Origin of the sequence: Actinoplanes oryzae (genome assembly GCF_030757795.1) — a bacterium.
Lineage (GTDB): Bacteria > Actinomycetota > Actinomycetes > Mycobacteriales > Micromonosporaceae > Actinoplanes.
The window spans coordinates 1-18033 of sequence record NZ_JAUQWH010000177.1; the positions used below are offsets into that span (position 1 = coordinate 1).

Annotated in this window: 21 protein-coding genes and 1 tRNA gene; 12 read left to right on the forward strand and 10 right to left on the reverse strand. The window is 70.7% G+C overall.

The features are described from left to right. The coding region (locus tag RBH18_RS36660; protein ID WP_372339044.1) for a tetratricopeptide repeat protein at positions 1-1421 on the forward strand (1421 nt) is incomplete at its 5' end. Between the two features lie 358 nt (positions 1422-1779). On the opposite strand, the gene RBH18_RS36665 is transcribed toward RBH18_RS36660, so the two are convergent. From RBH18_RS36665 to RBH18_RS36695, 7 genes are all read right to left on the reverse strand, one after another. After that, the gene (locus RBH18_RS36665) at positions 1780-2175 is read right to left on the reverse strand and encodes an excisionase family DNA-binding protein (RefSeq protein ID WP_306215100.1); all 396 of its coding nucleotides are present in this window, start codon (positions 2173-2175) and stop codon (positions 1780-1782) included. A 359-nt stretch (positions 2176-2534) separates the two neighbouring features. Continuing rightward, positions 2535-2606, reverse strand: a tRNA-Lys gene (locus RBH18_RS36670). 321 nt (positions 2607-2927) lie between these two features. After that, on the reverse strand, positions 2928-3269 hold the full coding sequence (locus RBH18_RS36675) for a histone-like nucleoid-structuring protein Lsr2 (protein ID WP_306215101.1): 342 nt from the start codon (positions 3267-3269) through the stop codon (positions 2928-2930). Between the two features lie 110 nt (positions 3270-3379). After that, complete coding sequence (locus RBH18_RS36680; protein ID WP_372339045.1) at positions 3380-5350, reverse strand: phosphocholine-specific phospholipase C; 1971 nt, start codon at positions 5348-5350, stop codon at positions 3380-3382. A gap of 98 nt (positions 5351-5448) precedes the next feature. Further along, the gene (locus RBH18_RS36685; protein WP_306215103.1) at positions 5449-5994 is read right to left on the reverse strand and encodes a hypothetical protein; all 546 of its coding nucleotides are present in this window, start codon (positions 5992-5994) and stop codon (positions 5449-5451) included. Further along, positions 5991-6326: a hypothetical protein gene (locus tag RBH18_RS36690; RefSeq protein WP_306215104.1), complete on the reverse strand. Its 336-nt coding sequence runs from the start codon at positions 6324-6326 to the stop codon at positions 5991-5993. Before RBH18_RS36690 ends, RBH18_RS36685 begins: the two co-directional genes overlap by 4 nt. Positions 6327-6382: 56 nt before the next feature. Next, complete coding sequence (locus tag RBH18_RS36695; protein WP_306215105.1) at positions 6383-7189, reverse strand: L,D-transpeptidase family protein; 807 nt, start codon at positions 7187-7189, stop codon at positions 6383-6385. A gap of 91 nt (positions 7190-7280) precedes the next feature. On the opposite strand from RBH18_RS36695, the gene RBH18_RS36700 reads away from it, so the two are divergent. Both RBH18_RS36700 and RBH18_RS36705 read left to right on the forward strand, forming a co-directional pair. Beyond that, positions 7281-7886: a CGNR zinc finger domain-containing protein gene (locus tag RBH18_RS36700; protein ID WP_306215106.1), complete on the forward strand. Its 606-nt coding sequence runs from the start codon at positions 7281-7283 to the stop codon at positions 7884-7886. A 94-nt stretch (positions 7887-7980) separates the two neighbouring features. Beyond that, complete coding sequence (locus tag RBH18_RS36705; protein WP_306215107.1) at positions 7981-9015, forward strand: zf-HC2 domain-containing protein; 1035 nt, start codon at positions 7981-7983, stop codon at positions 9013-9015. Positions 9016-9030: 15 nt separating this feature from the next. On the opposite strand, the gene RBH18_RS36710 is transcribed toward RBH18_RS36705, so the two are convergent. The 3 genes from RBH18_RS36710 to RBH18_RS36720 all read right to left on the reverse strand — a co-directional run bounded on the left by RBH18_RS36710 (position 9031) and on the right by RBH18_RS36720 (position 10322). Further along, positions 9031-9264, reverse strand: a complete 234-nt coding sequence (locus RBH18_RS36710; protein WP_305787816.1) for a hypothetical protein — start codon at positions 9262-9264, stop codon at positions 9031-9033. A gap of 51 nt (positions 9265-9315) precedes the next feature. Then, positions 9316-9759, reverse strand: coding sequence for a large conductance mechanosensitive channel protein MscL (mscL, locus tag RBH18_RS36715; protein ID WP_306215116.1), 444 nt, complete (start codon positions 9757-9759; stop codon positions 9316-9318). Between the two features lie 209 nt (positions 9760-9968). Beyond that, positions 9969-10322 (reverse strand): STAS domain-containing protein, encoded by a 354-nt coding sequence (locus RBH18_RS36720; protein WP_305787815.1) that lies wholly within the window; start codon positions 10320-10322, stop codon positions 9969-9971. A gap of 186 nt (positions 10323-10508) precedes the next feature. On the opposite strand from RBH18_RS36720, the gene RBH18_RS36725 reads away from it, so the two are divergent. The 9 genes from RBH18_RS36725 to RBH18_RS36765 all read left to right on the forward strand — a co-directional run bounded on the left by RBH18_RS36725 (position 10509) and on the right by RBH18_RS36765 (position 17853). Continuing rightward, complete coding sequence (locus RBH18_RS36725) at positions 10509-11348, forward strand: STAS domain-containing protein (RefSeq protein WP_306215108.1); 840 nt, start codon at positions 10509-10511, stop codon at positions 11346-11348. Then, complete coding sequence (locus RBH18_RS36730) at positions 11349-11765, forward strand: STAS domain-containing protein (RefSeq protein ID WP_306215109.1); 417 nt, start codon at positions 11349-11351, stop codon at positions 11763-11765. It begins immediately after the preceding gene. After that, the gene (locus RBH18_RS36735) at positions 11762-12181 is read left to right on the forward strand and encodes an ATP-binding protein (protein WP_306215110.1); all 420 of its coding nucleotides are present in this window, start codon (positions 11762-11764) and stop codon (positions 12179-12181) included. Before RBH18_RS36730 ends, RBH18_RS36735 begins: the two co-directional genes overlap by 4 nt. Beyond that, entirely contained in the window at positions 12178-13209 is a 1032-nt protein-coding gene (locus RBH18_RS36740; RefSeq protein WP_306215111.1) for a SpoIIE family protein phosphatase, read from the forward strand. The genes RBH18_RS36735 and RBH18_RS36740 overlap by 4 nt, the downstream gene beginning before the upstream one ends. Continuing rightward, positions 13206-14552 (forward strand): sensor histidine kinase, encoded by a 1347-nt coding sequence (locus RBH18_RS36745; RefSeq protein ID WP_306215112.1) that lies wholly within the window; start codon positions 13206-13208, stop codon positions 14550-14552. Before RBH18_RS36740 ends, RBH18_RS36745 begins: the two co-directional genes overlap by 4 nt. A 31-nt stretch (positions 14553-14583) precedes the next feature. Further along, the gene (locus RBH18_RS36750) at positions 14584-16125 is read left to right on the forward strand and encodes a SpoIIE family protein phosphatase (protein ID WP_372339046.1); all 1542 of its coding nucleotides are present in this window, start codon (positions 14584-14586) and stop codon (positions 16123-16125) included. Positions 16126-16158: 33 nt separating this feature from the next. Continuing rightward, positions 16159-16686, forward strand: a complete 528-nt coding sequence (locus tag RBH18_RS36755) for a TIGR03086 family metal-binding protein (protein ID WP_306215114.1) — start codon at positions 16159-16161, stop codon at positions 16684-16686. A gap of 274 nt (positions 16687-16960) precedes the next feature. After that, the gene (locus tag RBH18_RS36760) at positions 16961-17404 is read left to right on the forward strand and encodes a CdiA C-terminal domain-containing protein (protein WP_306215117.1); all 444 of its coding nucleotides are present in this window, start codon (positions 16961-16963) and stop codon (positions 17402-17404) included. Between the two features lie 2 nt (positions 17405-17406). After that, on the forward strand, positions 17407-17853 hold the full coding sequence (locus RBH18_RS36765) for a SitI3 family protein (protein ID WP_306215115.1): 447 nt from the start codon (positions 17407-17409) through the stop codon (positions 17851-17853). Positions 17854-18033: the final 180 nt, after the last annotated feature.

Sequence of the window (18033 nt, forward strand, 5' to 3'; positions counted from 1 at the left end):
TGCAACGCGCCACCCTGCCGATTGACTGGTTCGACCGTGCCCTCAAGGACTATCTACTTCCGCTGTGTCAGGGTGCCCGGGGACCGTTGTCGCCGGCCGGTGACGACTTCCGGCTCGCCGACTACTTGGAGCAGCACGGCAAGCGCACCCGCCAGGGTGAACGCCCACCGGACGGATTCTGGGCGGCCGCGTTGCACGACGACGTCGCTGGCTGGGATACGGCGGCCATGGCCAGGGCGGCGTACCGGCGCGACCGGCGGGAGATCGCCCACCGCTTGGCGTTGGAGGCGGCGGTCCGCGGTGACCGAGCCGGTTTGGCCACCTTCGCGTCGATGGTGGAAGAGGATGAGGGCCGCGACGAGGCATTGCCGTACCTCGAACTCGCGGCGGAGAACGGAGATACCCGGTCGCAGCTGGTTCTCGGTCACCGATGCGAGGACTCGGGCGACTATGACGCCGCCAAAGCTTGGTACTCCCTGGCGGATGACGGCACCAACCCGCAAGCTCTCGTCGGCTTGGCATCGCTGCACGCACGCCAAGGGCGGCACGAGGTCGCCGACAAGCTCTACCAGACCGCCCTGGCCAACGGCGGGGCGCGAGAGGTGGAGTACCAGGCCCGCGACCTTGCCGAACGCGACGAACACGACGAAGCCCTCCGGCTCGCCGAGGATTCGTTCCGGCACGGCAACCGAAAGGCGCTCACCGGCCTGGCATGGCGGTATACCGGCCCCGACCTGCCACGCGCCTTCGCCGTGATGCGGCGCGCGATGGAACTCGGCTTCGACGATGCCATCACCGAGATGGTCATTCTCGCCACGACGGCCAATGACCCCGCGCTCGTCACGAAGTACTGCGACCTCGCGTCCAAGTCGGGTCATCCCAACGCCCAACGCGTGGCCGGGCATATCCTCGCGCGGTCCGGTGACGAGCGCCGAGGTGCGGCTCTGCTCTGGCGTGCCTTCAACGGCGGCCTGCACTGGTCACTGTTCGAACTGGCAGAACTCCGCGAGCGGCAGGGCCGAGTCCGCGCTGCACGCCGAATCTATCGGCGGCTCACCAGCGTCGGGCAAATCTTCGCACTGGTCAACCTTGCCGCCTCGTACGAGCGGGCTGGCGATCAGGCCACCGCCGAACATCTTGCCGCGACCTACGCACGGCTGGACCACTTGGGCTTGAAGGACAGCGGATGGCGGTGGGTCGCCAAGGCGCGATATCAACGCGGCGACCATGCCGGCGCGAAGAGACTGCTGGAGCGGATGGCGTCCGCCGGCGACACCCATGTGCTGGTCACAATGGCCGAATGGGCCATCGAGACCGGCGATCGCCCGGCGGCCGAGGCGGCGGTGAATCGCGCCATCGACAGCGGAGCACCCGGAGCGAAGAAGCTGCTGCTGAAACTGCGCCAGTCTGGGCGAGAATAGGCCGAGCTGACCGGGTATCGGCTCCCCCGGCTAACCGTCAGGGGCGCCCATGGCACGCGGCGGTCCGCCTGAAGCGGGTGCAGCTCTTCACCGGCCCGACGTAGTTGTCGTGCTGGGGGTCGTCCCCGAAGCTTTCCCGTGCTTTGTGGATGATCGGATGCGGCAGCTCGCTCAGCGGAGAAAGCGGGTCGAACCCTCCCACGCCGGGCCCCGCCTGAGCGGGAGGCCACCTCCACCCGGCGCGGAGGTGTTCCTGCAAGACTCGGAGGGTAGGGCGTGCCCGTCGAGATTCCACCGGGTAATTGTCCCGGCATCGCCGGTCAGGCAACGCCAGTGACGCCCCAGCCGAACGGTCGACTCAGAGCAGGTCGGAAAGTTCATCGATCGCAGCGGCTCGGCCCTGCTGCTGTTGCGCGAAGCGCTCAGCGAGTTCACGGCGGTCGCGTTGACGGCGCTGCTCGAACTCGACGACCTCGGTGAACGGGACGCGTCGGTCCCGGCCGACACGATCGAACGCGATCTCGCCTCGGTCGAGAAGCTTGTACAGGTGTGCGCGACTCATGCCGAGGCGATCAGCGACTTCCTTCGGCGTCAGTGTGGCGGCCGGCTCAAATACGGTGATCTCGGCGCCCGCGCGAATGGACTCGATCAGCGCATGGATGACGTCGAGCATCTCGGGCGAGATCTCGGCGGCGGCGCGTTCGAGCTGGTCGAACTGCTCGGCGGAAACACGGGAAGTGTCTATCGCTCGCATGGCTCAGCCAAGGGTCGGCTGGTCGATGCAGATGTCATAGATATCGTAGGTGTCACAGATGCTACCAGCTGTAGCGTTGTCAGAGCATGCGTTCATGGGCTCTGAGCTGGCTCTTCAGGGCTGTGCGGCACCTCGGCCAGGCGCGCGACACCGTGATCGCGACGCTGCCGCGGCGGCGCTACCCGACCCGGGCACGGTCATGCCGGATGGGCGCTGCGCGGTGCCGATACTGGGATGGCGAGTGGACCTGGAGGTGGGTCGCCTGAAAAGCAGCGCGCGGGACTGCGACCTGCACTCAGCGTTTCACCGACGCCGATGACGCTGAACCACCGAGCCGTGGTCCGCTTGCAAGATCAAAGTGGGCCGCCAGGGACTCGAACCCTGAACCTATGGATTAAAAGTCCACAGCTCTGCCATTGAGCTAGCGGCCCGCGCCGATCAGGTTACCTGACCCGTGGCCGGGAGGCGGGCCCAGCGGCGCGGTGCCGCTCCTCACGCCGCCCGATGCCTGTTCGCGGTACCTGCATCGCCACGCGGGTCGGTTCGGGGCCGCGTGGCTCGAGAAGTGTTCGAGCATCGTGCCGGGGCGGAGTGCGCTAGCCGCGGCAGCCCTGGGCAATGCAGTGCTGCGATGAAGCCGGCCACGCGCGGCCCCGCCTCGGAGACGGGCTGGGACGGTTGCGCGGCATGGTGCGGAAGAAAGGCGTCTCGGCCGGCGGCATTCGTGGGGAATGCCGCCGGTCCGGAATGGGTCAGCGGTTCTTGTAGGCCGTGACGATGGTGGCCGGGATGCGGCCGCGGTCCGACAGTTCGTAGCCGTTCTGGGCGGCCCAGTCGCGGATGGCCTGGTTCTCGGCGCGGCTGGTGCGGGTGGGGGCCGGCTGGGCCGGGGCGGGGGCGCCCCGGCGGACGCCGGCGCGGCTCACGCGGGTGGCCACAGCCACGTAGGGCTCGAGGGACTGGCGGAGCTTGGCGATGTTCTCCTCGGAGAGGTCGATGGTGTAGGCGACGCCGTCCAGGCCGAATTCGATGGTGCGATCGGCCGTGCTGCCATCGATGTCATCGGTCAGGACCGTAATTATCTGCCGTGCCACTGATGTCTCACTCTCGGTGCCGGGAATGGCTATTCGCCGAGAACGATACCTGTCGCGACAATCGCGGTTAACGGCGGCTTAACCGTCCATTTAAGACCGTCGTACGGCCGTCACACCAGCCCGCCCATTGCCGGATCGGTGATGCTGTCCTTGCCGTTCTCGAGGTGGCCCGCGACGTGGTGGTCGAGGCCCCCGGCGGCGGTGATGCGCAGGCCGTACCAGCCGTGGGCACGCACCACGGACCAGGACTTCTGCTCGGTCTCGCCGGGGCGCAACGAAATGGTGACGGGATGGGTGCCGTACGTGTCCCGCACGGTCAGCTGCAGCCTTCCCGAGCCGGCATTGGTGAACGCGACCGTCACTTTCTCGGCGCGGGTGTCGTATCCGGTCCGTACGCCCAGTGCACCGCCCAGGAACTGTCGGTAGAAGCCGTTGGGGCCGTGCACCTCGACGCGTTCGCGGGCGGGCCACGTACCGGAAAGTGTCTTGCCCGGTTCGACCGTGTAGGTGCGGATGTCCTCGCCGGCGCGGGCCTGGAAGACGGCCGTCGCCTTGCCGGTGTTGCGGAAGGTGACCGTGCGGGTGTCGCCGGCGACCGAGGCGTCGGCGTGCAGGGCGTAGGGCAGCGCGCGCGCCGGGCGTACGCCTCGCTCCTGCTTCGGCAGGTGCTGGTCGGCCGGCGGGACCGGGGGCTCGTCGGGGTGCCGGACGAGGTCGGCCGGCTGGAGGGTCGAAGGCAGCTGCACGTGGTGCGACCGGTTGGGGTTCTTGAAGTCGAAAGCGCTGGTCAGGTCGCCGGTCACCGCGCGGCGCCACGGCGTGATGTTGGACTCGTGAGGGCCGAAGCGCCGCTCCAGGAAGCGGATCAGCGACGTGTGGTCGAAGAGCTGGGAGTTCACCCAGCCGCCGCGGGTCCACGGCGAGACGACGATCATCGGGACGCGGACGCCCAGCCCGTACGGGCCGGCGGGGTGCTCGGCGTCGCCGGGGAAGATTTCGTTCGTGGTGGGCACGGTTGAGAAGCCCGGGGTCGGCGGGACCATGTGGTCGAAGAAGCCGCCCTCCTCGTCGTACGTGATGAACAGCGCCATCTTGCTCCACACCTCCGGGTGCGAGGCGAGGATGTCGATGACCTGCGACACGTACCAGCTGCCGTAGTCGGGGGTCCAGTTCGGGTGCTCGGTGTACGCCTCCGGCGCCACGATCCACGACACGGCGGGCAGGCGCCCGGCAGCCACGTCCGCGCGGAAGTCGCTGAGCAGCGCCGACGGGTCGCGGCCGAGGGCGTTGACGTTGGTGCCGGTCTTGGCGCGGTCGGCGAGCGGGGTGCCGGGCTGCGCGTTCTGGTACTGGTGGAAATAGAGCAGCGAGTTGTCGCCGTAGTTGCCGATGTAGGGGTCCTGGGTCCAGCCCCACGAGCCCGCGGCGGTCAGGCCCAGCCCCACGTCCTGGTAGATCTTCCACGGGACGCCGGCGCGCTCGAGCCGCTCGGGATAGGTGGACCAGTCGTAGCCCGCCTCGTCGTTGTCGACGACCGGTCCGCCGCCCTTGCCGTCGTTGCCGACCCAGCCGGTCCACATGTGGTAGCGGTTCGGGTCGGTCGGACCGAGCAGCGAGCAGTGGTAGTTGTCGCAGACCGTGAAGGCGTCCGCGAGGGCGTACTGATAGGGCAGGTCCGCGCGGGTGTGGTAGGTCATCGTCGTGACGCCCTTGTTGGGCACGAACCTGTCGTAGCGGCCGCCGTTCCACGCCGCGTGACCGTCGTTCCACCCGTGCGGCGGGTCGGGGAGGAAGGTCGACCCCACGTCCGGGACGTCCGGCCGGAAGGGGAGCAGGTCCGGGCCGTTGGCCTGCGGCTGGTGCCAGACGGTACGGCCGGAGGGCGTACGCATGGGGTGGGGGTCGGCGAAGCCCCGCACGCCGCGCAGCGTGCCCAGGTAGTGGTCGAACGAGCGGTTCTCCTGCATCAGGAAGATGACGTGCTCGACGTCGGCGATGGTCCCCGAGCTGTGGTGGGCCGGGATGGCCAGCGCCTTGTCGAGACCGGAGGGCAGGGCCGCGGCTGCGGGAAGGCCTGCCATGCGCAGAAAGGTACGGCGATCGACCGTGGACATGCGCGCACGCTAGTCCGCCCACATGGAGCGCAGGTAGCGCATTGATGACCTTTGGTGGAGCGCGCTCAGGCGATGCCGTCGGCGGGCAGGCCGCAGGCGCGCTGGGCGTCGCGGGCATGGGTGTTCACCGCGCTCATCACCTGAAAGAAGCGGGCCAGCGAATCGGTGCTCGCCGTGCTCCCGGTCAGGGCGCCGCTCAGGGTGGCGAGCTCGTCCATGTCCGCGGCGAGGCTGTCGATCGCGCTCTTCAGGGAACGGTCGAAGAGGAGCAGGCGGCCGTAGCCGCGCATGCGGTCCGCCGCGTCGTGGATGGTGCTGATGGCATCGTCTTCCGTCATTGTCGATCGGTGCGTGCCGGTGCTTTCCATCGCGGTGCAGATCGAGTGTTTCGCATAGGCGTTCGTCGCGACCGCCCCGGCGGCGAGGACCAATCCCAGACCCAGGCCCACGAGTACGGCGAGCAGCCCGGCGTGCAGTCCTCGGCGCTGTGGCGGCGGGGGCAGCTGCTGCCAGCCCGTCCCGTTCCAGAAGACCTGCTGCGGCTGGCCCGTCGCGGCGTACGGCCCCGGCGGCGGATATTGCGGCGGATAGTGCCCGGGGTACGGGTTCACGGCTTCGGGTCCTCGGCGAACGCCAGGTTGAGCACGGCGTGCGCGACCCAGATCGCCTGCTCCTTGTTGTCGTAGGGTCCCAGGCGCAGCTCGACGGCCTTGTCCCCGAACAGGGCGCGCACGGTCCAGCTGTTCGGGTGGCGCTCGTCCTCGCGGCTGTGGTTGACGATGACCTGCGAGGCGCCGCGGATGTTGACGACGGACCAGCGTTCGTCGCCGGTCGGCCACGCACGGAACCAGCCGGGTGCCACGGCGACGGCTTCCTTGCCCGCCTCCGTCAGCGCCCACTTGAGCTCCTCCGGCACGACCGCCGGCGATTGCGTCTGCGTCATCCTGCGCCACCCCGTTCCTTCGGTGACCTCAGGATAGGACTATTCGGGAATTCCGGTCAGTAGACCCAGACCTTGGTGTCGATCGGAATCTTGTCGTTCTTCCACAGGTAGTTCATCGCCTGGACGGAGACCCGGGCACAACCGTGCGACGCCGCGTACGGCGGGATGCTGTACGCCCCGTGCACCGCGATGCCGCCGTTGAAGTACTTGGGGCGCCACAACAGTCCGAGCGGCGCGTCCCGCCAGCCGTCGATCTGGCGCGAGACCGTGAACTTGCCGGACGGGGTTGCCGCGGTGTGCGTGACGCCGTCCTGCTCGTACTGCTCGTAGGAGCCCGTCGAGGTGTTGAGGACCTGCTCGACCTCGCCGTCGTTCACGAGCAGGAGCAGCTGCTTCTTCTTGCTGATCTCGATGACGCGGCCCTCGGTGCTCTTGGCTTTCGGGCGTACGCCTTGGTCGAGGGCCTTCTGGGTCTTGACGCCCACGACGCCGTCGCGGGTCAGGCCGGCCGCCTTCTGGAGGGCGTAGACGGCCTGCTGGGTGAGCGCGCCGAAGCTGCCGTCCGCCTTGCCGCCGTTCCAGTAGCCCAGCTCGGTGAGGCGCTGCTGGAGGGCGACGACACGATCGCCTTTGACTCCGCGCTTGAGCTTATCCGGCGTGGTCTCCGTCGGCGTGGGTGTGCCGGTGGGATCCGCGCTCGGGCTCTCCGCCGGGGGCGCTGGCGGGCTTTCCGGCGGCGCGGTGGTCGTGGCCGGTGCCGAGGGCGCCGGGGCTGCCGTCTGGTCGGAGTCGCCGGAACCGCAGGCCGTGGCCAGGCTCACGGCTGCCGCTACCGCCACCACACTCGTCAGGACTCTGCGCACGCTGCCTCCTTCGGCACATCATCCACCACGGTCGCTACCCGAGTGCCCGCACGTGAAAACTCCTCGTGAGGCGGAACGGTACCCTTCGCCTATGTCATGGAAGGCGAGCGCCCGGCACGGGGTCCGGGAGGCGCCGGCGGGCCTCGCTCTCGTCCAGGACCTGCTCAACACCCGGGCCACCATGGCGTACGCGCCCGATCTGCTCGCCACGCCCGACGACGCCCAGCGCTGGCTGACCGACGCGCTGGCGGCCTGGTCCCGCGTCGCCGGGCTCCCCGCCCCCGTGCTGCTCCTCTCGTCCGCGGACCTGCGGTCGCTGCGCCGGTTGCGGACGACCTTCGAGGGCGTCGTCCTCGCCGGTGGCCGCACCGCCGCCGGTCCGGACGGCGCGCTGCCGCCCGCCGACGTGCCGGTGACGCTGGTCCCCGACGCGGCGGGCTGGGTCCGGATCATCCCGGCCGGCCGGGGCACCCGCTGGCTGGCCTCCGCCCTGTGGTCCGAGACGCTGGTCGCGCAGCAGGGCGGGCTCTGGCCGCGGCTCAAGCTGTGCCACAACGCCGAGTGCCGGGCGGCGTTCTTCGACACGTCCCGCAACAACAGCGGCGTGTGGCACGACGTGAGCACATGCGGCAACACGGCGAACCTGCGGGCGTTCCGCGAGCGCCGGCGGCTGCTGGGCGGCACCGGCGGCGGGTGAGCCGCCGCTCGGCGGGTGAGTCGGCGGCGGGTGGTCGCCGCAAATCCGGGGCCGCCGGCGGAACCAGGCGGCGTCCCCGCGCGACTATGGGGATATGGCGTGTGAGCAGTGGCGCGAGATGCTGTCCGCTCAACTGGACGGCGAGGACGATCCGGGCGACCGGGCGCGGGTCGACGAGCACCTGGCCGGCTGTGCCGGGTGCCGGGAGTGGCTGGACCGGGCCGCGACGGTCAACCGGCTGACCCGGACCGGGCTGGTCACCGACGTGCCCGACCTGAGCGCGTCGATCATGGCCGCGCTCGGCGCCGCGCCGTCCGCGTCCTCGGACGCCGCTGCCCCGGGTGGCGCGCCGGCCGCGTCCTCCGCCGCCTCGGCAGGGCGGGTCCCGGTGGCGGGGCGGCTGCGGGCCTGGTGGCACGAGACCCGGTCGGGTGATTGGCGGCCCCGGGCGACGGCCGTGCTCTACGTGGCGCTGGCCGTGGTCGGTGCCGTGCAGCTCATCCTCGGGCTGGCGCAGGTCGGCGGCGGGTCCAGCAGCCTGCATGTGCACACCGGGCTCGACGCCACCCCGGGTCATCTCTGGCACGAGTCCGCGGCCTGGAACGTGGCCGTCGGGGCGGGCTACCTCTTCATCGCCCTGCGGCGGAGCCGGCCGACGGGGCTGGTGCCGATGCTGACAGCCTTCGTGGGGATGCTGCTGCTGCTGTCGGTCAACGATCTCTCGGCCGCCCGGGTCGACGCGGAGCGGCTCGTCAGCCACGGGTTCGTGATCCTGGGCTATCTGCTGGTGGTGGCGCTGTCGCGGGTCGTCGGCGGGACCGCGCAGCCGCCCGGGGACAGGATCACGCCGGGTCTTCGCTGGCACCTGGTCGAGGAGGACGACGAGACGCCGGCGGCCCCGCGGCAGCCGCGTCTGCGCCTGCTGCCCGGTGGCCCCCTCAGCGCCCGTCATGCCGGGGCCGGGCCGCTCGGGACCGTCGCTGCTGGGACCGAGCCGCTCGGGACTGCCGCCACTGGGGTCGGGGTGCTGGGAGCCGGCGCCGCTGGGGCTGGGGTGCTGGGAGCCGGTGCCGGGTGGGGCTGTGGGATCGGGTGCGCCTGTGCCGACGGGCGCCGGGACGCCGCTTGAGCGGCACGGGATGCGTCAGCGCGGGCGCGGGCGGACCGAGAGCTCGCGCCACTCGTCCTGCCCGGTGAGCAGCGCGCGGACCATGTCGACGGCCGCTTCCTCGGTGTCGTACTCGAAGAAGTGGGAGACGCCCTCGGCGCCGCCCGCGCGCTGCTCCACGTACCACTGGTCGCCGCTCGTGCGGAGGTATACGTCCTTGCGGGCGACGTGTCCCCACTTGCCGTTCCACCAGTGCTTACGCTGCTCCATCCCCGCACTGTATCGAACAATTGTTCGAACGGTGGGGACCGGGGTTGATCTTTAGCGCGGCGGCTGCTGCTGGTGACGGCCGAGGATGTCGTTGACGGCACCCGGGGCGACCTGCTGGCGCACCAGGGCGTCGCGGATCTCGGTCAGCAGCTTGACCTCCTCGCTGGGGGCCTCCGGCGGCGGCTCCTCGCCGCGCTTGCGCCGCTCGGCGAGCTTGTTGAGCGGGAAGACCACCAGGAAGTAGAGCACCGCGGCGGTCAGCAGGAAGGTGATCAGTGCGTTGACGAAGCTGGCGTAGTCGAAGACCACGCCCTTGCCGACCTTCCATGTGCCGGCGCCGACGTTCGTGTCGCCGCCGAGCAGCTGGATCAGGGGCTTGAGGAAGGCGTTGGTGAAGGACGTCACCACGGCGGTGAACGCGGCACCGATCACGACGCCGACCGCGAGGTCGACGACGTTGCCGCGCATGATGAAGTCTTTGAAGCCTTTGAACATGGAACTCACGCGCACTCCTGCGTCGGGGGCCGAGGGGTTCGGGGTCGGCCGGGACGTTCCCGCGGCCGGTCAGCGACAAACTACGCCGACCGGTTCTTTCCGCAAGCGGACGCGCAGGAGCGGAGGAACGTGATTGCGGTGCGCGGCACGGCGGGTGAGGACGCCGGGCCGACGCAGCGAAAAGCGGCCCGTGCGGGCCGCCGGCGCGCTCAGTCGAGCGCGGGCTCCTCGGCCGTCACGGCCTCGTCCACCGTCGGGTAGGTGTGCAGCACCTCGACCAGCCCGCTGACCTCCAGGATCCGCAGCACGCCACGCTGCGGGGCGGCCAGCCGCACGACGCCGCCGGCGTCGTCGGTGCTGTTCTTGGCCCGGACGAAGACGGACAGCCCGGTCGAGTCGCAGAACGAGACCTCCGCCAGGTCGAAGACCAGCCGGGTGCGACCCTTCTCGAGCAGGTCGCTGATCTGGTCCTGCAGCTGCGGTGCGGTGGCCATGTCGAGCTCGCCGGCGACCGACACGACGACCATGTCGCCGTGTTGAGCCGTTTGTACCGTCAGGGACATTCAGGACCTCCCAGTTATGGGCAAGACGTTACTCCACTCGCCGCCGCCGCCGTAGGACGGGGAGACGCGCTGAGCACGGGATATTAGTTGGTCTACTGCAAGGAAAAACTGTCTCGATGGTAGAGTCCGGCCCGGCTGACCGCGACTCGCGGCAGGCTGACCCGGCGAAGCTCACGGGAGGCAGCGGTGGCGCTGAGTTCGGACGAGGGTAGCCGCTTCGCGGATCTGCTCAAGGGGCACGGGGAGGCCGTCGGGGCTTCCTGGACCGAGCGGATCTCGGCGACGCTGCGCGGCCGGCTGAGCCACGCCGAGTTGCAACGGCAGACCGGGGAGCTGCAGAAGGGCTTCCAGTCGGCGCTCGCCGGCGGCGCCGGCGACATCGCCGATGACGCGGCGGCCGAGCTGCGTGCCCAGCTCAGCGAGCTGTCGTCGACGCGGGCCCGGCAGGGCTTCACCGCCCACGAGACCGCGATCAGCGTCTTCGCGCTCAAGGACGCGGTGCTCGAGGTCCTGGACGACGGCGACTCCAACGTGCTGCGCGACTACGTGGCCTTCTCGGCGTTCATCGACCGGGCGGGCCTCTTCACCTTCGACAGCTACGCGCGCGCCCGCGAGGAGCTCATCGCGGACCAGGCCGAGCAGCTGCTGGAGCTGTCGACGCCCGTGGTCAAGCTCTGGGACGGCGTGGTCGCGGTCCCGCTGGTCGGCACGCTCGACTCGGCGCGCGCCCAGGTGGTCATGGAGCGGCTGCTGCAGACGCTGGTCGACACCGGCTCGCCGTACGCGATCATCGACATCACCGGCGTGCCCGCGGTCGACACGCAGGTCGCCCAGCACATCCTCAAGACGGTCGTGGCGGCCCGGCTGATGGGCGCCGACTGCATCATCTCGGGCATCCGGCCGCAGATCGCCCAGACGATCGTGGCGCTGGGCATCGAGTTCGGCGACATCGCGACCAAGGCGTCGCTCGCGGACGCTCTGCGGCACGTCATCCGGCTGACCGGGACCAAGCGACAGGAGCGCTGAGTGGAGCGCGTACCGGTTCTCAAGATCGGCGACATCCTCCTGGTCTCGATCCAGGACGACATGGAGGACCAGGTCGCCCTGCAGCTGCAGGAGGACCTCGCCGACAAGATCGTCGCGAGCGGCAGCCACGGCGTGATCATCGACATCAGCGCCCTGGACATCGTCGACTCGTTCGTCGGGCGCACGCTGGCCACCATCGCCGGGGTGTCGAAGGTGCTCGACGCGGAGACCGTGGTGGTCGGCATGCGGCCGGCGGTGGCGATCACGCTGGTCGAGCTGGGGCTGTCGCTGCCCGGCATCCGGACCGCGCTGAACGTCGAGCTCGGCATGGAGCTCCTGGCCCGCCACCGGGCTGCCGAGGACGACCTCGTGACCGACGAGGGCGAGGACGACGAAGCGGCGGTCACCATCCCATGACCGCGGGGGACGGCCTCGCCGCCGGCGAGCGGATCACGGTCGCCTCCGACCAGGACGTGGTGCGGGTCCGCCAGCTCGTACGCACGCTCGCGGTGGCCGTGAAGCTGTCGCTGGTCGACCAGACCAAGATCGTCACGGCCGCCAGTGAGCTGGCCCGGAACACCCTCGTCTACGGCGGCGGGGGCACCGTCGCGGTGACCCGGGTGGAGAACGGACGGCGCGCCGGAATCAGGATTGTTTTCGCGGACGAGGGTCCGGGCATCCCGGATCTGGACCTGGCGCTCACCGACGGCTACACCACCGGCGGCGGGCTCGGTCTCGGGCTCAGCGGCGCCCGCCGGCTCGTCGACGAGTTCGACATCGACACCGCCGTGGGCCGGGGCACGACCATCAGCGTGACGAAGTGGTGCCGATGAGCGGAGGCGCAGTGGCGTCACTTCCCGAGGGCCTTCTCGACGGAGGCCTGTGGTTCCGGGTGGAGGCTGCCGCCAGCGCCGCCGCCGTCCGCCGCGCCGCCGAGCGCCTGGCGGACGAGCTCGGCATCCCGGAGCGCACCACCGCCGACCTCTCCATCGTCGTCGCCGAGGCCGCGGGCAACCTGGTCAAGCACGCCGACGAGGGCGTCATGCTGCTGCGGCCCGTACGCGTGGACGACCGCGCCGGCATCGAGATCGTCGCCATCGACCGGGGCCCCGGCATGGCCGACATCCCGCGCTCGGTCGGCGACGGCCACTCCACGACCGGCACGCTCGGCATCGGGCTGGGCGCCATCGTGCGCCAGGCCAGCTGGTACGACATCCACTCGTCCCCGGGCCGGGGCACGGTCCTCGCCGCCCAGGTGTGGCACGGAGAGGCGCCCGAGCCCGCGTGGGCGGCCGGGCTGATCCGGCCGATGTCCGGCGAGCCGGTGAGCGGGGACGCGTACGCGATCCGGGAGGCCGGCGGCCGCAAGCAGATCCTCCTCGCCGACGGGCTCGGCCACGGCCGCCTGGCGCACGCGGCCGCGCAGGAGGCAGTGCGGGTCTTCCTGAACACGTCGGCGGGGTCGCCGCTGGCCGTCGTGGAGGCGCTGCACCGTACTCTCAATCACACCCGCGGGGCCGCGCTCGCCGTCGCCGAGCTGGACCACGAGCGGGCCGTGGTCCGCTGCGCGGGTCTCGGCAACATCACCGGCACGGTGCTGTCGCCCGACGGCACCCGCCGCGGCATGGTCTCGCTGCCCGGCATCGCGGGACACCAGAAGCGCCAGCTCCGCGAGTACGACTATCCGCTCCCGCCGCACGCGCTGGTGATCATGCACACCGACGGCCTGGTCGACCGCTGGACCCTGCAGGGCCAGCTCGGTCTGCTGGACCACTCGCCGCAGGTCATCGCGGCCAGCCTGCTGCGCGAGGCGGGCATCCGCCGCGACGACGCCGGGATCGTGGTGGCGAAGTCGTCATGACGCAGGAGCCGCTGGTAAGCACCCGGATCCGGGGCGAGCAGGACGTCTTCACCGTCCGGCAGCTCGGCCGGGAGGTCGCCCGCGAGGTCGGGCTGGAGGCGCAGGACCAGACCCGCATCGCCACGGCGCTCAGCGAGGTCGGCCGGCTGGTGGTGGCCGACGGCCGGGATGCGGAGGTGGCGTTCACAACCCCCCCAGGGCGGGTACCTACCCTGCAGGTGGAGATGTCCTACCCGGCCCTCCCCGAGGACGCCGGGCGACTGGCCGCGCAGCTCACGCAGGTGCGTCGGCTGGTCGACACACTGGAGGTGACCGGCAATGGCACAGGCACACTGGTACGCATGGCGCGCCGGCTGCCCCACGGCGCGCCGGAGCTGACCCGGAGCCGCATGGACGAGATTCGCGCCCACCTCGCCGAGCACGTGCCGGGCACGCCGCTCGACGAGCTGTCGGTCCAGAACCAGCAGCTCATCGCCGCCCTGGACGAGGTTCGTGCCCAGCGGGACGACCTCGCCCGGCTCAACGCCGAGCTCGAGGAGACCAATCGCGGCGTGATGGCGCTCTACCACCAGCTCTCCGATGAGCTGGAGGAGACCAATCGCGGCGTCGTCGCCCTCTATGCTGAGCTGGACGAGAAGTCGGTGCAGTTGCGCGCGGCCAGCGAGGCGAAGAGCCGGTTCCTGGCCAACGTCAGCCACGAGCTGCGCGCACCGGTCACCGCGATCATCGGCCTGGGCCGGTTGCTCACCGACGGATCCTCGGAGCCGCTCACCAGCGAGCAGAGCCGCCAGGTCGAGCTCATCCGGGGCTCCGCCAGCGACCTGCTGACCCTGGTCAACGACCTGCTCGACCTGGCCAAGGCGGAGGCCGGCCGGATCGAGCCGAACTGGACCGACGTGGACCTCAAGGCGGTGTTCGGCCAGCTCCGCGGCACGCTGCGGCCGCTGGCCACCCGGCCCGAAGTCGACTTCGTGGTCGAGGAGCCGCCCGTGCCCCGGATGCGCTCCGACGAGGTGCTGCTCGCCCAGGTGCTGCGCAACCTGCTCACCAACGCGATCAAGTTCACCGCGGAGGGCGAGGTCCGGCTCAGCGCCACCCGCACCGGCGACGACGTCGAGTTCACGGTCTCCGACACGGGCACCGGCATCCCGCCCGAGCTCACCGAGCGCATCTTCGAGGAGTTCTACCAGGTGCCGGGCAGCCAGGCGCTCAGCGGCAAGGGGACCGGGCTCGGCCTGCCGTACGCCCGCCGGCTCGTCGGCATCCTGGGCGGTGCCCTGCGCGTGTCGTCCGAGCCCGGCAAGGGCAGCACGTTCACCGTCTGCCTCCCGGTGGCGTCATGACCCGGGAGGGCGCGGCGACGGAGGACCGGTGGTGACCCCCGCCTCCGTCCTCGTCGTCGATGACAGCGCCACCAAGCGATATCTGCTGGTGAGCTGGTTGTCGCGGGCGGGCTTCACGGTGGTCGAGGCGGAGACCGGCGGCGCCGCCCTCGCCATGCTGGCCGACGCGGACGTCGACCTGGTCGTCCTCGACGTCAAGCTGCCCGACATGAGCGGCTTCGAGGTCTGCGAGCGGATCAAGACCGACCCCGACTTCGGCGCCCTGCCGGTCATCCACGTCTCCGCGCACGCCGTGGACGTCGTCGACCGCACCCAGGGCCTCAACCGGGGCGCCGACGCCTACCTGGTCGAGCCGATCGAGCCGGACGAGCTGATCGCCACGGTCCAGGCCGTCCTCCGCTACTACCGGGCCCGGCAGCGCGCGGAGACGCTGGCGGCCCGGATGGTCAAGCTGGCCGAGACCACGCTCGCGATCAACTCGGCGTCCACGCTCGGCGGCCTGCTGCAGGCGGCGGCGGTCGGCGCCCACGAGATCTTCGGCGGGCCCGGCGTCATCGTCGCGGAGACGGCCGACGGCGAGGGCCTGGCCGCCGTCGCGACCGGCGGGCCCGCGACGGTGCAGCCCTGGACGGTCGCGGATCACGAGCCGATCGTCGGATCCACCGTACGCAAGGAGCCCCCCGAGACCTGGTCGGTCATCGACTGGCCCGAGGGCGAACAGGTCGCCGTCGCGTCGGCACGGCTGCGCAGCGACCGTACGCCGGTCTATGTCGCCGTCCCCGAAAGCACCCAGAGCCCGGGCTTCCCCGTCCTGCGCCAGCTCTCCCAGGCGGTCGCCGCCGCGGTCGAGGCCCAGCGCTCCTACGACGAGGAGCACCGCATCGCCGTCACCCTGCAGCGCAGCCTTTTGCAGTCCCGCCTGCCCGACGTGCCGGGCCTGGAACTCGCCGTCCGCTACGAGCCGGCCGGCGCCCAGACCGAGGTGGGCGGCGACTTCTACGAGCTCACCATGCTCGACGGCCGGCTCCTCGTGGCCATTGGCGACGTCGCCGGCCACTCGCTGCACGCCGCCACGGTCATGGCCGAGGTGCGGCACGCGGTCCGGGCGTACGCGGTGGAAGGCCACCCGCCGGGAGCGGTGCTGGAACTGGTCAACCGCTTCATGCGCACGGTCCTGGCGGCCGAGTCGGCCACCCTGTGCCTGCTGACCCTCGAACCCGACACGGGCAAGGTGCGCCTGGCCAGCGCCGGTCACCTGCCGCCGCTGCTGCACGTCGACGGCACGGGCGCCCACTTCCTGGCGCCGCGCGGGCCGCTGCTCGGCATCAACGCCGTACGCCCGGCCGACCTCGAGTTCACCCTGCCACCCGGCGGCACCCTGGTCCTCTACACCGACGGCCTCATCGAACGCCGCGACGCGGACATCGACGTGGGCCTGGCGGCCCTCGCGGCCTGCGCCACCGAGGTCGAGCCCCGCCTCGACGCCTTCTGCCAGCGCCTCCTCGTCACCCTGGCCGGGTCGGCGGAACAGGCAGACGACATCGCCGTGGTGGCCGTTCGCCGGGCGCTCTGACCCACAATTTGCGCCGGGCAATAAAGTGTCACCGTGGGCGCCGCGACCGTCGATCAATTGACCGAGATCTCCGCCGGCGTGGGGGCGCTGGTCGCCGGGATCAAGGCCGACCAGTGGGACGACCCGACGCCATGTCCTGAGTGGAACGTCCGCGCCCTCGTCCAGCACCTCTCGCTGGGTAACGTCATGGACGCCTCCGCGCTGCTGAGCCGCCCGCCGACCCACCGCGAGCTGCTGGCCGGCTTCGACGAGACCGCCGCCACGCTGGTCGAGGCCTTCCGCCCGCCCGGCGCGGTCGACCGCATCCTCGAGGTGCCGTTCGGCCGCGTCTCCGGCCTCATGGCCCTGCATCTCCGACTGACCGAGATGATCGTGCACGGCTGGGACCTGGCGCGGGCGACCGGGCAGCCGGCCCACTTCCCCGACGAGGTGGTCGAGCAGGAGCTCGGCTTCACCGCGGAGGCGCTGGCGGGGCGGGCCGCCTTCGCCCCGGCCGTGGCCTCGCAGGCCGAGGCGGGAGCCCTCGACCGGCTGGTCGCCCGCCTCGGCCGCGTCGCCTGATTGGCATTGACCGAGGTAACCGCCCGGGGGCTCGGCCGCTTACGCTGCTGACATCGCATGTCGGCGACGGGCGGCCGATCGGATGTCTCGGAGGCGCGGGGAGCACGGTGGCGGTGACCACCGGGTCGGCAGCGTGCGGCGGAGTCAGGAGCTTGTCCGGCAGCGGGTGCGGGGCGGCCGAGCGGCTCCTCCTGCATCGCGCCCGCAGTTCCAGAATTTGTACACCGGACCTTCCGCCGCGTTCGGCAGCACTCCGGACGGGCATCCGACCTTCATCAGGGCGCAGGAGGACGGGCAGACCCGGCGCTCGCTCGAGCTGGAGAATTCGGCGGCGAACACGCTCGCCGATCAGGGCTATCGTGTCCGGCAGAACCCGACGAAGGCCGAGATCGCCGAGGCGCGCCTCAACACCGGTGACGTAGGCAAAACGGAGAAGGATCCTGACTACCTCGTCGAGGGCCGGGTGTTTGACTGTTACTCCCCGACCAATCCCGGTAAGTCTGTGCGCAGCATCTGGACGGCGGTCGCGACGAAGGTCGAGTCGGGCCAGACGCAGCGGGTGGTGGTGAACCTTGAGGATTGGCACGGGGATCTCGCCGCTCTCAAAAGCCAGTTCGCCGAATGGCCCGTCCCAGGGCTCAAGGAGGTCAAGGCGATCACTCGTGACGGTGAGATCGTGCAGGTCGAGCTTCCGTCTTACCGGCCGATGGGGGACTGATCGTGGCTCTTGAGTACAAGCTGACCCTCGCTGGGGACATCCCGCTCGACCAGGTGGGCGCGAGGGCATTTCCGGATGCCGACGAGCGGCCGTCCGGTCGGTGGCGATCCGCGGATCACAAGGAACGGTACGGCTATGACGTATCGGTGCTGGGCGGCCGGAACGGCTACCTCGAGCTGCTGACCGACGATGGGTCATGGGAGTGGGAGCCGGAGGCCTGTGTGCGGCTTGTCTTCAATCTCGACAAGTTCGCCGAGGACTTTCGCCGGCCGGTGACCGGCATGCTGACCGTGGTGCGCCGGGTGCTCGACACCGGACCGGAGGATGCAGTGCTCGACTTCAACGGTGATGTCATGCTGTTCATCCGGCGTGACGGAGTGCTCACCAAGCATCGCCGCGAGACCTGGTGGAAGGCCTATCCGTCCGGCGACCAGCTGATTCCGGGGTAGCTTGCCTGGCATGCAGGCTGTGACGAAGCTGGAGCGCCGGGTGGTGGCTGCTGCCGAGGAGGCGTTGGCCCGGCAGAAGTATGTGAGTCAGCTCGATGTGCTGGTCGGGATGGGGTGGGTGCCGGCCGGGTTCGTGGTGGACTGGCGGCAGGGGCGGCGGCCGATCTCGAGGCGGTCGCG